14 protein-coding genes and 2 pseudogenes are annotated in these 14,028 nt (G+C 68.5%); 4 read left to right on the top strand and 12 right to left on the bottom strand.

Annotation, left to right across the window (positions count from 1 at the left end; all coding sequences use genetic code 11):
• Positions 1-4: 4 nt before the first annotated feature.
• From V1460_RS06435 to V1460_RS06455, 5 genes are all read right to left on the bottom strand, one after another.
• The gene (locus V1460_RS06435; RefSeq protein WP_338672661.1) at positions 5-2,440 is read right to left on the bottom strand and encodes a site-specific integrase; all 2,436 of its coding nucleotides are present in this window, start codon (positions 2,438-2,440) and stop codon (positions 5-7) included.
• Positions 2,437-2,778 (bottom strand): helix-turn-helix transcriptional regulator, encoded by a 342-nt coding sequence (locus V1460_RS06440; protein ID WP_338672662.1) that lies wholly within the window; start codon positions 2,776-2,778, stop codon positions 2,437-2,439. The genes V1460_RS06435 and V1460_RS06440 overlap by 4 nt, the downstream gene beginning before the upstream one ends.
• The gene (locus V1460_RS06445; RefSeq protein ID WP_338672664.1) at positions 2,778-3,899 is read right to left on the bottom strand and encodes a tyrosine-type recombinase/integrase; all 1,122 of its coding nucleotides are present in this window, start codon (positions 3,897-3,899) and stop codon (positions 2,778-2,780) included. The genes V1460_RS06440 and V1460_RS06445 overlap by 1 nt, the downstream gene beginning before the upstream one ends.
• Positions 3,900-3,963: 64 nt before the next feature.
• Positions 3,964-5,079: a site-specific integrase gene (locus V1460_RS06450; RefSeq protein ID WP_338672665.1), complete on the bottom strand. Its 1,116-nt coding sequence runs from the start codon at positions 5,077-5,079 to the stop codon at positions 3,964-3,966.
• A gap of 24 nt (positions 5,080-5,103) precedes the next feature.
• Complete coding sequence (locus V1460_RS06455; protein ID WP_338672666.1) at positions 5,104-5,604, bottom strand: helix-turn-helix transcriptional regulator; 501 nt, start codon at positions 5,602-5,604, stop codon at positions 5,104-5,106.
• 121 nt (positions 5,605-5,725) lie between these two features.
• On the opposite strand from V1460_RS06455, the pseudogene V1460_RS06460 reads away from it, so the two are divergent.
• Positions 5,726-5,803 (top strand): annotated as a pseudogene (locus V1460_RS06460) (DNA-binding protein); the annotation flags it as partial.
• An 18-nt stretch (positions 5,804-5,821) separates the two neighbouring features.
• On the opposite strand, the gene V1460_RS06465 reads toward V1460_RS06460, so the two are convergent.
• The 4 genes from V1460_RS06465 to V1460_RS06480 form a co-directional block, all read right to left on the bottom strand.
• Entirely contained in the window at positions 5,822-6,367 is a 546-nt protein-coding gene (locus tag V1460_RS06465) for an HAD domain-containing protein (RefSeq protein WP_338672668.1), read from the bottom strand.
• A 31-nt stretch (positions 6,368-6,398) separates the two neighbouring features.
• The gene (locus V1460_RS06470) at positions 6,399-7,091 is read right to left on the bottom strand and encodes a class I SAM-dependent methyltransferase (protein ID WP_338672669.1); all 693 of its coding nucleotides are present in this window, start codon (positions 7,089-7,091) and stop codon (positions 6,399-6,401) included.
• Position 7,092: 1 nt separating this feature from the next.
• Positions 7,093-8,004, bottom strand: coding sequence for an aminoglycoside phosphotransferase family protein (locus V1460_RS06475; RefSeq protein ID WP_338672670.1), 912 nt, complete (start codon positions 8,002-8,004; stop codon positions 7,093-7,095).
• A 76-nt stretch (positions 8,005-8,080) separates the two neighbouring features.
• Positions 8,081-8,830: a hypothetical protein gene (locus V1460_RS06480; RefSeq protein WP_338672671.1), complete on the bottom strand. Its 750-nt coding sequence runs from the start codon at positions 8,828-8,830 to the stop codon at positions 8,081-8,083.
• A gap of 223 nt (positions 8,831-9,053) precedes the next feature.
• Here V1460_RS06480 and V1460_RS06485 point away from each other — a divergent pair, with 223 nt between their 5' ends.
• Both V1460_RS06485 and V1460_RS06490 read left to right on the top strand, forming a co-directional pair.
• Positions 9,054-10,409, top strand: a complete 1,356-nt coding sequence (locus tag V1460_RS06485; RefSeq protein WP_338672672.1) for a tetratricopeptide repeat protein — start codon at positions 9,054-9,056, stop codon at positions 10,407-10,409.
• 1 nt (position 10,410) lies between these two features.
• A complete protein-coding gene (locus V1460_RS06490; RefSeq protein ID WP_338672673.1) occupies positions 10,411-10,947 on the top strand; it encodes an NUDIX domain-containing protein in 537 nt (178 codons plus the stop codon).
• Positions 10,948-11,006: 59 nt separating this feature from the next.
• On the opposite strand, the gene V1460_RS06495 is transcribed toward V1460_RS06490, so the two are convergent.
• Together V1460_RS06495 and V1460_RS06500 are read right to left on the bottom strand one after the other, a co-directional pair.
• Positions 11,007-11,639, bottom strand: coding sequence for a DUF4276 family protein (locus V1460_RS06495; protein WP_338672674.1), 633 nt, complete (start codon positions 11,637-11,639; stop codon positions 11,007-11,009).
• On the bottom strand, positions 11,636-13,051 hold the full coding sequence (locus V1460_RS06500; protein ID WP_338672676.1) for an AAA family ATPase: 1,416 nt from the start codon (positions 13,049-13,051) through the stop codon (positions 11,636-11,638). Before V1460_RS06500 ends, V1460_RS06495 begins: the two co-directional genes overlap by 4 nt.
• Before the next feature lie 161 nt (positions 13,052-13,212).
• Here V1460_RS06500 and V1460_RS06505 point away from each other — a divergent pair.
• A pseudogene (locus tag V1460_RS06505) lies at positions 13,213-13,348 on the top strand (DNA mismatch repair protein MutT); the annotation flags it as partial.
• A 46-nt stretch (positions 13,349-13,394) separates the two neighbouring features.
• Here V1460_RS06505 and V1460_RS06510 read toward each other — a convergent pair.
• Positions 13,395-14,027, bottom strand: coding sequence for a DUF6000 family protein (locus V1460_RS06510; protein WP_338672677.1), 633 nt, complete (start codon positions 14,025-14,027; stop codon positions 13,395-13,397).
• Position 14,028 lies beyond the last annotated feature (1 nt).

Genomic DNA, 14,028 nt, shown 5'->3' on the forward strand with positions numbered 1-14,028 from the left:
TCTCCTATTCGGTGGCTTCTGCCAGCCGCGAGGTTCGGTTGCTGGGGCGTCGGATGACTTCGGCGGCGTAGGTGGTCCAGTCGCCCGCGGAGAGCCGTTGCCAGGCGACGGCGACGTCGGTGTGGATGCCGAGGGTGCGGGCGAGGATCGCGGCGGGGATCTCGGTGGCGAGCTGGAAGAGAGCGGTGCTGCGGGCCTGGTTGGGGCGGATGCCGAGGTTGTTCAGTCGCTGCGTCAGCTGTGTGGTGCTGATCGGCCGTCCGGGCTGGCCGCCGGGGAAGAGCCATGGAGACGGCGCCAGGGCGCCGATGGTCGCGTGCCCCTTGCGGTTCGCGACGACGGTGCGGGCCAGCTGGGCGACGGGCTCGGGGAGCTGGACGGGTGCGTCGCCGAGGTGGAGCCGTACTTCCTGAGCGCTGATCGCGACGTCCTCGGTGGTCAACCGGTGGATCGCCGACGGCCCTTGGGCATAGAGGAGGAGAAGCAGTCCTGCGAGGCGGTCTTCGGGCTTGAGGGTGTGGTCGTGCAGGAGTCGGCGTGCGACGTTCCAGCGCTGTTCGTCGTCGAGTGGCTGGGTGGGGCCGTTCCAGCGGACGGCGGGGACGTGGACGGTGGTGAGCTTGTTGGCGCGGGCCCAGCGGATGAAGTGTCCGGCCGTCCGGCGGTAGGTGGCCAAGTCGTCGGTGAGCCACCGGTCGAGGTCGGCCCGCTGACAGGTCTCCAGGGTGAGGTCGTGAGCCGTCAGCCAGTTCTGGAAGGCGACGGCCGCGTGGGTGCGTTGACGTGCGGATATGAACTGCTGTGGGGTAAGTGGGCGGCCGTTGTTGCGTCGGCGAAGCCGCCGGACCAGGTGCCAGATCGTGTACCGGTGCAGGACTTTGCGTTGTTCGGGGTCCTGCTGGGATGCGAGGAGGCTGGTGAGGAAGCGTTCGAGGCGGACCATGTACTCGTCCCGCTCGGGCAGGGCACCGACTCCGACGAGGACTTGGCGGAGGTGGGCGAGGGGTGGGCTGTCGGGCAGTTCGTCAAGGGCCCCGTGGGTCAGGGCTCGTCGGCCGGCTGCGAGGTCGGCCAGGACCGGGGCGACGGACGGCTTGTTTAGCCACCGCCTGGCAGTGGTGGGGTGTTCGGTGGTGGCGATGTTGTGCCGGAGGGCTTCGAGGCCGGTGTGAAGGGCATCGGACGGATGGCCCAGCAACTCGTTGAGGCGCCGGTTGATGAGGCAACGGGCGCACTGGCCGGGATGCGGGTAGTCGGAGTCGGTGCAGGTGGGGCAGGTGTGCCAGACCTCAGGGGCGGTGCAGTCCGCGCAAAGGGGCTGGTCGAGGGTGCCGGAGACGATCGACGCGATGCCTCCGCAGACCGAGCACGAGGCTGAACGGCGCTGACAGTCCGGGCACCACGGTCGGCCCGTGGTCCGGGAGGTGCCGCAGGGCTTCTCCTCGTCGCAGATGCTGCAAGTCACGATGGGCAGGGAAGGGCAGCTTGAGCAGAGCGGACCGTCTGGCGTGCGGGTGTTCACGACCTTTCGTCGGCCGCAGTTGATGCAGGTCTCCAGATTCGCCGGGTCGTTGACCAGGCAGTTCGGACACAGCGGTCGGCCATGGTCGTCTCGGGTGGCCGGCTCCCGGCGGGCCCCGCACCCCGAGCACTCCTCGACGCGGGAGTGGGAGATGCAGGTGCGGCAGACCCGCTGTCCATCCAGGGGCTTGTCGATGCGTACGACTCTGTGGCAGCCGGGGCAGGACGGCCGGACGATCCCGGCGACGCCGGCCTTGTGCAGCAGGTCGAGCAACCGGAGGATCGCGCGGTGGGGTGCGAGGTGGCCGTCCCCGGTCAGCAGGGCGGGGTTGGATTCCAGGGCCCAGGCGAGTTTCTGCTGGTAGGAAGGGCGGGGTGCCGATCGGCGGACCGCGTCAGCGATCACTTCCTGCCCGGCCTGCGGGTCCAGTCCGGCGACCAGGGCGCCGATCACCGCGATGGGGTCGCGTCCGTCGGTGTCCGGGCACTTGCCGCATCGTGGCCGCCCGGCCCGGTCGCGTGACGCGACTCGGCGGGTGTTTCCACAGGCAGCGCAGGGCTCGGGCTGTGGTCCGCAGTTCCAGCAGTACCAGTCCTGGCCGCGGCGCTGGAGGGTTCGCATTTCTCTGCTGCATTCGGCGCAACACGGCGGCGAGACCGCTTGGGCTCCGGCCTCACGCAGGGCGATGAGCAGGTCGCCGACGGCCCTGGGAGCAGGCGAGCGGCCGTCGCTCAGCACGCTGGGATGCTCGGCCAGATGCGCCGCGAGGCGGCGTGACTTCGCGCGGCCGCCCGCGACGCCGGTGACCACGGCGCGGATCCGGTCAGGCTCCAGTCGATGTTCGACGGCCGTGACCAGGTCCACGATCAGCCCGATCGGATCGGAGAGAGCCCGCTCGGGGTGCCCGGGTGCGGTCACGACCGTTCGACACCGCGGATGCGGGCCCGCTTGGGCCGCAGGTCACCGACACCGGTCTCGGCGCCAACAGCCTTCTTTGTCTGGGCGGTTGATCCGGCTCCTGCTGCGGCCACGGGCTCGATGAGGTCGTCCATGGTGCAGTCGAGGATGTCGAGCAGGGCCATGAGGATCTTCAGGCTGAGCCGCTCGGGGCGCTCGACGACGAGCCGGTAGACCTGGCTGGATGACAGGGTAATGCCGCGTTCGTCCAGCAGCGGGATCAGGTCGGTGGTGGAGAAGAGCCCGCGGTCGGCCATGACCTTGCGCAGGTGCCATTGGTAGTCGAGCTTCGCGGCCATCAGCGGTCCTTGTCTGCGGAGATCGAGGCGAGTGCGGGAGCAAGTGCCTTGTGGAGCATGGTGTTCATGAAGTCGTCGCTGACGTGGGTGTAGATAGCGGTGGAGCTGTCATTCTCGTGACCGACTTGCTGCTGCAGAAACCGCCGGTCAACCCCGTCCTCCGTGAGGTGGGTGACGTAGGCGTGGCGAGCGGAGTGGACGGTCAGCTCCCTCGGGAGCTTCAGGCCGTCGCGGTAGGCGACGAACCGGGCGTTGATCTCCGCCGGCTTGACCCGGCCGCCCCGCTCGGTCACCCACAACGCGGGGTGGTCCTCGCAGCCGAACCGGGGACGTACGTTCTCCACGTAGTCGGCGACCGCCTCCACCGCCCAGTCCATGACCGACAGCACGTTCCGGCGCCGCGGCGGCTGGCCCTTCTTCGCCTTGCCGTAGCGGACGTTGAGCGTGCCGTACCGGCCGAACTGCGGAGCCTTCGCATTCCTCCCGAAGTCGACCACATCCAGCTTCGACGTCTCGGTCCGGCGCAGCCCCCACCCGTAGATGACCTTGAAGAGGGTGGCGTCGCGGTAGGCGGCGAGGGCGCCCTTGCGCTTGGCCCGTACCGCCCGTTCGACCTGGTCATCGGCGTAATCGAGGAAGCGCTGGATCTCCTCGCGAGTGAACGGCCTCGCCTCGGGGCGGCCCTCGTAGTCGTTGAGGTGGGCGATGGTGTTCCACTCGTGGCAGATGGCCACCGGGTGAGTGCCGAAGGCGTCCTCGCAGGCCGCCGCCCAGCCGTAACGGCCGTCGATCAAGAACTCGCTGAACAGGCGCAGGCTGCCCTGGTAGCTGCGGATCGTGGACGGCGCGAGGTGCTTCTCGCTGGTCAGCCACAGCGACCACTCATCCACGTGGCCGGGCGTCCAGGCCCACGGGTATTCGTTGGTGTACTCCAGAAACCGGCGTATGAGCCGTTCCCGAGGGGTGACTGTGTCCTCGCGGAGCCCGCGGGCGGCCTGCTGGGCCCGCCAGCCCCGCAGCATCGCCTCGACCATCGCGTCCTGCGGACGCAACTGGGCCACACCGGAGACCAGCTCCAGATGAGCCGCCCCAGCCAGGTCGGCACGTCGCTGAAGACCCACTTCCGCCCTCCCTTCCGGAGGGCAAATCTTGCATCAGATGGGATCTGATCTCCAAACTCCCAGCTCAGGCGGCCAAGTTGTAGGAGGATGGAGTTCTCGCCGGACGCTGTCCTGACCTCGTGACCTGCAGCTTCCCGCCCGTCTGATGCAATTCCCGAGGGTCGGTGTAGATGTTCAGCGTCATGGCCGCGTTGGTGTGGCCGAGGCGCTCGGAGACTGTCTTCACGGACTCGCCGTGCTTGATCAGCAGGCTGGCGTAGTGGTGCCGGAGGGCATGGGGTCCGGTGCCCTTCGGTATGCCGGTCTTCGCGCAGGAGGGCCGCCAGGACCCGTCCATGAAGTGCGTGTAGACCACGGGTCCGCCTTGCGGCGCTGTGAAGATCCAGCCCTCGGGCCCATCGGCGGGGAAGTCCCGCAGATGGGCCTTCATCGCATCCACCGCCATGCGGGGGAGCGGGACCGTGCGGTGCGAGCGAGCGGTCTTGGGCGGGCAGACGTACACGCCGTGTTTGGCTGTCTGCTGGATTTGCTGCTCGACCGAGACGGTCGCGTGCAGCAGGTCCACGTGCCGGAGCTGGAGGCCGAAGAGCTCGCCTGGGCGGAGCCCGGTGGCCGCGCCGAGCAGCACGAGGCCCTTGTATCGGGCGGGGATCTCCTCGGACAGCGTCCGCACCTGCTCGACGGCCAGGGGCACGATCTTCTTCCGTGGCACTGAGGGCAGCTTCGCCTCGGCGCACGGGTTGTGGGGGATCATCCGGTCACGGACGGCCGCCCGGAAGACGGCGTTGACCGTGTTGAAGACCGTCCGTGAGGTGCTGGCGGCCAGCCCGTGCGTGGTGGTCAGGCTGGTGATCCAGCTCTGTACGTCGCCGGGCTTGATGGCGCCGAGCGCCCGCTTCTCCCAGGCCGGGTAGACGTAGCAGCGCAGGTGCTGGGCCACGGCCTTGGCCGTGGAAGGCCGGTGCGGCTGGATGGCCCGCCATTCCTCCGCGTACTCCCTGAAGGGCTTCTTCGCAGACCGCGGGTCGACGTACTGGCCGGTGACCAGGCTGGCCGTGACCTCGTCGATCCATCGCTGGGCGTCGATCTTGCGGTCGAAGTGGCGCGCGTGCTCCTTGCCGTCGAGGTCACGGTAGCGGGCACGCCATTTGCCGTTGGGGCGCTTCTGGATGTTGGCCAAGTGGCTTCTCCTTCTTGTCGGTTGTCAGTAGTGGCCGCCGTCCTCGATGTCGCCGCTGAGGGTGCGAGCGTCCCGCTCGTCGCCCATGAGGCGGAGGCACTGCTCGTGGATGGCCCGCGAGCTGTCGGGATGGGCCTTGAGGTGGTCGGCGATGGCGACCACGGCGTGGTGCAGGCGGTCGCGTGCGTCTCGGGCCTCGTAGAACGCCTCGACGGCTTCTTGGACGAGCCGTCTGCTGTCGATGTCGAGCCCCTCCAGGGGTGGGGACATCAGCTCTTCGAGAGGGAGCTCGAAGACGCGAGAGAAGGCGAGGGCCTCGTCGAGGTTGATGCGCCGGCGGGGGGTGCCGTTCTCGATGCGCCAGACCGCCGTCTGGTTCATCCTGATGCCGGCTCTTGTCACCCGCTCGGCCAGCTCGGTCGTGCTCCACCCTCTGACCTCGCGTTCCAGCGCCACGCGCGCGGCCACGTTTCCCTCGCTGTAGAGCAGCGGCACCTCGCCGGACTCAGACCTGTCGCCTGCCATCGCACCTCCGTCATCCCCGTTGCTATCCAAATTGAAACATGGGCTTCCCGATTTGGCTAACCGGCGATCGTCGGGTACAACTTTATGCAGATCGAATCGCAACTTAGCCGAATGGGAATGAATGCGATACCTGACCACCGCCGAGGTCGCCGAGCGCTACCGCACAGCTGAGAGCACCGTCCGCTATTGGCGCCACATCTAGCGAGGGCATCAGTCGTCAGGCGGCACGGGCTGTGGGTAACTGCGCTACCCACCTCGTGACCTGTGTCAGGTGCTCGGGCTGTAGACCGAGGCGCGGGTCGGGCTGAATGAGGAGGGTCGCCGTTCCCTTCGCAGTGCGCTCCACCGCCCATTCATGGTCGAGGTCGGTGAAGTCGTCGTCGATCCAGACGGCGGGGGCGCCGCCCAGCCAGGTGCCGACGTGGTCACGCTTCCACAGGTAGCCGTTGGGGTGGCTGGTGGTGATCTGCGGACGCGGGAGATCGACGTACGGCAGGGTCGGAAGGTCGAGGAGCGGGCCGATGAGGGTGGTGGCGTCCTGGCGCCAGCTGGTGCACCAGATGGGAGTAACCAGGCCGGTGCGGATCACGTCCATGAGAAGGCGGCCGTGGTCGGGGTTGAGCCAGACGGTGACCGGGTTGCCGGCGCTGCGGCCGGCAGGGACGACGTCATGGCGGGCGTGGGTGGCCGGGGTCGAGCCGTGTTCGTCGGGGAAGGGCATGAGGACGCCGTCGATGTCGAGGAGCAGGTAGGGCGGGCGCATCGGTCCTCCATAGTCCGGATGAACGCGGATGTCAGAGCTTGCGGGCGCGGATCAGCAGGGTGGTGGGCCAGTGACCCATGCGGGGGTCGTGGAACTCCTGGGCAGCGGTGAGCCAGAAGCCAGCCCGGCTGAGGTGCCTCTCCCAGCGGTCGGTGGCGAAATCCCAGCGGGCGATGGGGAGCCGTGTGCGGTCGGGCAGGGTGACGAAGTCGCGGCGGGGCCGGTCGTCGCCGGAGGGGCTTCGGCCTCCGCGCTGGGGGTGGGGGACGGAGAAGGCGAGCACTCGCCCGGGCATGAGGCGCTGGGCGATTGCCGGGAGCAGGAGCTCGGGGGCGACGAGGCCGACGGCGCCGAAGACGGAGTAGATAGCGTCGAACTGCTCGTCGGAGGCGTGCAGGTAGTGCAGGGCGTGACCGGCGACGAAGGTGAGGTTGTTCAGCCGTCCGTAGTGGGAGCGGGCGCGGCGGACCTGGGGGCCGACCAGGTCGACGCCGGTGATATGGGCGCCGTGGCGGGTGGCGAGGTGGGCGGCGTTGTGGCCGGGGCCGCAGCCGAGTTCCAGGAGTCGTTTGCCGCGCAGGTCGGGGCCGAGGGCGTCGGCTCCAGGGCCTTGGCCGGGTCTCGTGGTCCATTCCATCCGGGCGGGTACGGAAAGGGGTTCGGCGAGTCCGGCGGCGGTGCGCTGGAGGGCGTGGGCGTGCCAGGGGGATGCCTGGGCGAGCACGTCAGATCTCCAGGAGGTGGAGGACGTCGGTGAGGTGGCGGCGGACGGCCTTGATGTAGGCGGGGCCGGCGGCCGGGTCGTTGATCCAGCGGATGGACTGCTCCATGAACCACTCGACGGCCCACATGCGGTGCCAGCCCAGGGCCCAGTCCTCGGCGGTGAGCCCGCCGCGCGGGGCGAGGGCGTCGGGGGTGCCGCCGGCGGCGACGTACTGCTCCAGGAAGACACGCAGGCGGACGGGGTGCGGGGGATCGATGGTTCCGTGCCAGCTGGCGAGGTCGAGCAGTCCGGGGCCGGTGAAGGCGCGGGCGAAGTCGAGCAGCCGCCAGCCACGCTCGCCGATGTGGAGGCTGGTGGGGTGGAACTCGGAGTGCACCCAGCCGAACGGTTCCAGCGTCGCTCCGGCCGAGCGGGCCTCGGCGGCCTGGGCGATCCGGTCGAGCGCGTCCTCGACGTCGTCGGCGTCCTGCCACCGGTCGGCCTTGCGCAGCCGTTCGAGGTGCTCAAGCGCCCGGGACGGGAGCGTGCGCAGCCGCTGCTGGTCGAGAACGGGCAAGGGTGGAGCCGTACGGGCGCCGTGCAGGATCACGGCTGCGGCGACGCCGTCCAGGTCGTCGGCCTCGCGGACGGACGGTCCGAGGTCCTCCATGAGCATGCCGAGCCAGCCGTTCAGGACGGCGGAGGCGTGGACCTGGGGGACGGGCACGCCGAGAGTGTGGGCCAAGCGGAGGGCCTGGTCCTCGCTGTCGAAGGGCTTCTTGGCGTACTTGAAGATGGCCGTGGAGCCGTCGGGGAAGGTCACGCGCTCGACGCCGGACATGGACCACACGCGCACCTCCTCCTGTACGGCGGTGGTCTGACCGGTCGCGGTGAGCAGGTTGTCGAGGAGTTCGGCGCTGGGATTCGTGGACATAGGAGGGCTCCGGGGAGATGGTGGCGTCCGGGGCGGGCGAGGGCTGCCGACCCGCCCCGGAGCCTGATCGGGTGGGTTATGCGGCGGGGTTCACGCGGTGGGCGTAGACCTGCTCGATCCAGCCCGCCTTGAACGCGGCGAGGTCGTCGCGGAAGTTCGCCATCGAGGCACCGTAGGGCGCGACCACGCCACCGGACTGGTCCGGAACGGACTGGCAGCCGTGCACGAGCCGCCCACCCAGCGCCGCGTGGGCCTTGATGGACTCGGTCCGGCGGTGCTCGTTGAACCAGCCGCCGTGGTAGACCTCGTCGAGCATCCCGCCCATCTCGTCGTCCAAGTCGAAGACGACGGAGGTGGCGGCGGGGAAGAACCAGCACGGGCCGACGTTGGAGATGTGCCCATCCAGCTCCACCTTGTTGAGCGCCATGAGCGTGGCGGCCTCGCGCAGCATCCGCAGGTGGCCGGCGGTGATCTGCGGCAGGCCGAGGCCGGCCAGGTGCTCCTCGCGGAAGAGGTACGCGTACACCTCGTACGCGGTGGCCACGACGCGGGCCGCGTCGGACGTGGACTCACTGTGCTGCTTGATGAAGTCGAGCGCGAGCTGCTCGACCGCGCTCTCGGTCGTCTCGTCCACCTCCAGGAGCTGGGACTTGACCAGCTCCCAGTCGGCGACGAGCCACGTGCTCGACTCGAAGCGGAAGAAGTACTCGACCGGGTCGATCGTGATGCGCCGGCCGTCGACCTGGATGCCGGGCAGGCGGCTCCAGCGCGGGTCGAACGCCTCGGGCAGCTCGACCGTGATGGCCGTGGTGTCGATGGTGGTCACCGTGTCTCCGTCTCTGATCGGCCGGGTCCGGGCACAGAAATGCCCGAGCCCGGTGTGGGCGTACGGAACTTCGGGGTGCCGCCCGGACCAAGGGGGAGCCTGGATCACGGTCACGCCGTTCCGGGCGGCTGCTGATAAGTGAACCGGTGGTCACGCTCAGTGGGTACGGTGGAAGGCAGTTGAAGCGGTATACGTGGTTTACAGCTCCGGAGTGGAGGCGATCGTGGCAGCGCCGAGAAAACCCAACTCCCGTCTGCGTGACGTCATCGCGGCGGTCGACTGCACCTACGAGGCACTCGCCAGAGACGTGCGGCGCATCGCGGCCGAGAACGGCGAGATCCTCCAGACCAACAAGTCGGCCATCTCGCACTGGGTGAACGGCACCCGCGCCGCGTCGGGCCGGGTGGGTCAGTACCTGGCCGAGGCGCTGTCCCGCCGAGCGGGGCGCACGATCACCCAGACCGAGATCGGCCTCCAGTCCAGCGATGACGAAGCGCCGGCGGAATCCGACCCTGTCCTCGCCGCCACCGACCTGGGCCGCGCCGACGTCGAGCGCCGCCGCTTCCTCGCCATCGCGGCCTTCACCACCGCTGGCGTCGCCATGCCGCTCGGTTACGACCACGAAGTCACCGCCCGCATGCTCCGCGCCCGCACCGGCAGGTCCCTGGTCGGCGCGGAGGACGTGGACGTCGTACGGCAGATCACCGCGGCTTTCAGCGCCGCCGACGAGCGCCTCGGCGGCGGGCACGGCCTGACCACCGTCACCGCGTACCTCGCCGACACAGCCGCCCCCATGCTGCGCGGACGCTTCCCCAGCGAAGCCTTACGCCGGTCCGCCTTCGGCGCCGTCGCCGAACTCGCCTACCTCGCAGGATGGAAGCACCACGACCTTGGCCAGGAAGGCGCCGCCCAGCGCTACTACCAGGTCGGCTACCAGCTCGCTTGCGAAGCCGACCCCCACGGCCACGCCGCCTGGATGATGCGCGCCCTCGCCCACCAGGCCCTCAGCCTCAAGCAGCCCCACCACTGCGTCGACCTCGTCGAAGGCGCCCTCCGCGCAGGTCTTGGCCATGTTGACGGCCAGACCGAGGCGCTCCTCCACATCACCCACGCCCGCGCCTACGCCGCCACCGACGAGAACCCGTCGGCCGCACGCGCCCTGCTCGCCGCCGAGGATGCCCTCCTACGAGACGACGGCCCCCAGCCCAGCTACTCCCGTGTCAGTGGCCCCGCCGCGGGCACCGTGGCCAGCCACACCGCCCGCACCTTGACCGACCTCGCAGACCACATCGGCACCGAGCAGCAGCACCGGGACGCCCTCACCCGTTGGGATCCGGAGATGTACAAGCGTGTCCACGCCCTCACCCACGCCGACCTCGGCGACAGCCTCGCCGCCCAGGCCCGCGCCGACGAGGCCGTAGTTGCCTGGACCCAGGCCCTGGTCCTCATGGAGGGCATGACCTCCGACCGGACCCGGAAGGCGATCACCTCGATCCGCTCCACGCTCGCGGTCTACCAGCGCCGCCGTGTCCCCGGCGCCGCCGATCTCGCCCGCCGCGCCCGCGAAGCCCTCGCCTAACATGCCCAACAACCCGGCCGACGAAGGGAACACCGTGACCCAGCAGACCGACGACCAGCCGAAGGCCCTCAAGCCAGCGCTCGAATCGATGACCCTGCTGGTCGCCGCTGTCATCGTCCACGACAAGGCCACCAACCGCGTCGTCCTTCTTCAGCGCAGCGAGAACGCGAAGTTCGCCCAGGGCATGTGGGACCTCCCCGTCGGCAAGAGCGAGCCTGGCGAGCCCATCACCGAAACCGCAGTCCGCGAGCTGTACGAGGAGACCGGCCTCAAGGTGAAGCCCGAATCCCTCAAAGTCGCCCACATCATCCACGGCGCCTGGGGCGTCGAAGCCCCCAACGGCTTCCTCACGGTTGTCTTCGCCGCCCACGACTGGACCGGCGAACCCGAAAACCGCGAACCTCGCAAACACTCCCAGGTCCGCTGGGTCAACGCCGACGACATCCCGGAAGCCTTCGTCGACACCACGGCCAGCGCCCTCCACCACTACCTCAACAATGGCTCGGAGGTCTCTCTTGACGGCTGGTCTGCTGCATGAGCCGCGGGCTTGCTCCAGTCCAGGGGCAGGTGCGTGAGCCTATGGCCTAGTTGAGTGGGTCATTGGCTGAGAGACTCGAACGCCTCGTCGAGGTCCTTGACGAAATGCTGCCACGACGGAAGTGCAGCCACCGGCCCCTCGGGATCCAGGAGTTCGAGCATGCGCAGCCGGTGCTGCGAGAAACGCTTCTGGAACTGGGCTAGGCGGCGCCCTTTGTACTCGCTTGCCCGCGCCAGCGAGTCCTTGAGGAGCTGTTTAGGGTCGGCGACTTTTTCCGCCACAGTGCCCTTGGGGAGATCAAGGCTGACGCGGCCGCGCGGGTTTTCGGCGACCTGGCGCAGACATGCCTCATCGAGAAGCAACCACGCTTCCAGCATGCGGACGGGCACCACAGCGACGTGCTGGAGGCCGGGCCACTCGGCGCGCACTGCCTCCGCGATTTCGTCCCTGCGGTCCTGGGCGGGACCCCGGTCGGCATCCCGTTGCACCACTACCAAGTCGTAGGACCCGTCGAGCTTACGGGCTGCCCGCAGCTTGTCCCGGACGGAATGGCCAGTCGGCAGCGGAAGCAGACCGAAGTCGGGGACGGTTATCGAGGCGTCGAGCCCCTTGCGCGCGGCAATGGATTCGACGTGCCGTACGAGGCCGTTGTCGCTGCTGCCTTCGCCGATGAAGAGAATACGAGTGGTCACGCGGCCCCCCAGTCCAGCGTGAGCTGCGCTCCGGCAGGTGTGGTGAGGTACGGCAGGACGTCGGCCTTAGTCACGAAGTCGGCGCCTGTCTTTGTGGCGCGCCATGTCTCGGCGAGCGGACGCAAACGCAGTACTCGATTCAGGGAGCCGTCTTCCGCCTTGTGGATCGCGGTATCGGCGAACAAGAGGTCGTCACGATTGACGAGTTGCACGACCCCTGGTGAGTGTGTGTTGATCAGCACCTGTCGGAACGGATTGTCCGCGCCAGGTGCCTCCGACGGGTCGACGGCAAGGTCTTGGACAAGGGCGACCATCGCGTTGAGGTTGGCAGGATGGATGCCGTTCTCGGGCTCCTCCATGCAGATCAGGCCGCGCACGGACGCGTCCTCGAGTAGGACGCACAGGGCCAGGAAGCGCAGGGTCCCTTCAGAGAGACTGCGAGCAGGCAGCGTAATGCCGGCAACCTCACGCACGTTGACCGTGAGGAGTTGCCGGACCTCGTCCTGATCGACATCCAGATCACGGATATGGATTCCCGTCAGGTCCGAGAGACGCCCCGCCACCCTGGCGTAGACCTGGCTGGCATCCGCACCCGGAGTGTCGTGGGCGACACGGAAGAGCGTCGCGGGCAGGTGGGAGCCGTCGGCGCCCATCACCTGCGGGTCGACGTACCGATCGGACCTGCGCAGAGCCGACGGCTCAAGAGCGAGTCGTCGCCAGGACTGCATCTCACGGCGAGCGGCGAGGATGGTCGGGTCGTCGCTGCTGGTGATGGTGGAGACGACGGTTGCGGGAGCCCGGGACGCTGCGGCTGGCTTGGGCTGACCCCGGCTGCCACCGTCCTGGTGGATTTTGACGACCGATTCGCCCGATTCAATCGTCGTCGAGATGAAAGGGGCGCCGCTGCGGTGGCCCTGAATGACGCTGTTGCGGAACTCCTTCGCACTATGGGGGAAGAGGAGGTGCCGGGCGGCCTTGCCCTTGGTGATGTGGCTTAGCGTCTCGTGGAGGAGGGTGAGGCGGCCGAAACGGTCCAGGCCGGACGGCTCCTGGTAGCCGACTTCAAGCTCATATCGCAGAAACGTGGTTGTGGCCTTGGCGGCTCGGCCGAAGTCGTCCTGAGTGTGGGTCGGGACGATCATTTCGGCGGCGAACCGCATCCGGTGACGGCCAGGCGCGAAGCCCTTCCAGAACAGGTCACGAGGGTCACCATGACGCTCGCCGTGTACGCCCCGAACCTCCTGGGCCGCCTCCATCATCGATTGGTCGGCGAGTAGGGAGAGGAACTGGATGGCATCGAAAACATTCGACTTGCCGGTGCCATTCTCCCCTGCGATGCAGGTGAAGGGGCCGAAATCGATGGATAGGTCCAGAAGGTTCTTGAACCCGTGGACTTCGATGCGGGTCAGCATGCTGTCTCCGGAGGCTCGCCGAGCGGATCCATCAAGACTACTGGCGAGGAAGCCGTCATCCTGTGTGTGCGTAGGTGGTCCCTCCCAGTGCTTGGCCACGGCTCGCCACCCCGTCTTCCTCGGCGCGACTGGTCTGCGGCTGCAGTCCTGGGCGTGCCGGGACCACAGTCCGTGAGCTCTCCGAGGAGACGGGCCTCAGAGTGAAGGCCGAGTCCCTGAAAGTCGGTCGCATCATCCGCGGAGCCTGGGGCGTCGAAGCCCCCCAAAGACTTCCTCACACTCGTCTTCGCCGCCCACAGGGCTGAGAGGTGGGCGGCCCCCCAGCGAGCGGGTTACACCCCGACTACGTGCGCGACCAGCTGTTGGCGAAGTCGCATTGGAGGTCCATCCAGCGGCGACGCTCGACGGGGGTGTAGGCGGGGTGGCCATGGAGGTGGGCCAGGGCGTTGACCCACTGATCCCAGAGACCGTCAGGCTGGGTGAAGCGGTCTGCATGGTGGGTGCCAAGGTGGGCATCGAGCCGGAGGAGGGCGCCGAGGGCTGCGGGTTGGTCGTAGCGGAGGTCGGTGCGGGGGAGGTAGCGGTCCAGGTAGGAGGCGAGGATCTCGGCGTCCGCGCGGGTGCCGAAGCGGGCCAGAGCGAAGCAGTAGGCGCTGCCGGAGAAGCAGAACTCGCTGGCCAGGAGCAGGTCTCCGATGCGTTCGCGGAACGCGGCGCGTCGGCCTATGCCGATCAACCAACCGGCGGTGAGGCGTGAGCGCCACTCGTAGCCAAGGAGGGCCTCCAGCTCGGCATCGGTGATCGTGGCCGCGTCGTCGATGAGGTGATGGGTGAAACGTTCGCTGTGAGGCCACTCGGGCTGCAGGCATCGACCGCTTTTCAGGACGAGGTAGCGTGCGTGGCCCGAGTCCTTCCTTGCCGCGTAGCGCTCGATCACGTGGCCGTAGCCGACCTCCTCGGGGTGTTGGAACGGCATC

The sequence above is a fragment of the Streptomyces sp. SCSIO 30461 genome, from assembly GCF_037023745.1.
Classification (GTDB): domain Bacteria; phylum Actinomycetota; class Actinomycetes; order Streptomycetales; family Streptomycetaceae; genus Streptomyces.

Coding starts and splice junctions, on each gene's coding strand:
- V1460_RS06455 (WP_338672666.1), bottom strand. CDS start 5,604: ATGGCAGGCGACAGGTCTGAGTCCGGCGAGGTGCCGCTGCTCTACAGC.
- V1460_RS06490 (WP_338672673.1), top strand. CDS start 10,411: ATGCCCAACAACCCGGCCGACGAAGGGAACACCGTGACCCAGCAGACC.
- V1460_RS06510 (WP_338672677.1), bottom strand. CDS start 14,027: ATGCCGTTCCAACACCCCGAGGAGGTCGGCTACGGCCACGTGATCGAG.
- V1460_RS06475 (WP_338672670.1), bottom strand. CDS start 8,004: ATGTCCACGAATCCCAGCGCCGAACTCCTCGACAACCTGCTCACCGCG.
- V1460_RS06500 (WP_338672676.1), bottom strand. CDS start 13,051: ATGCTGACCCGCATCGAAGTCCACGGGTTCAAGAACCTTCTGGACCTA.
- V1460_RS06465 (WP_338672668.1), bottom strand. CDS start 6,367: ATGCGCCCGCCCTACCTGCTCCTCGACATCGACGGCGTCCTCATGCCC.
- V1460_RS06440 (WP_338672662.1), bottom strand. CDS start 2,778: ATGGCCGCGAAGCTCGACTACCAATGGCACCTGCGCAAGGTCATGGCC.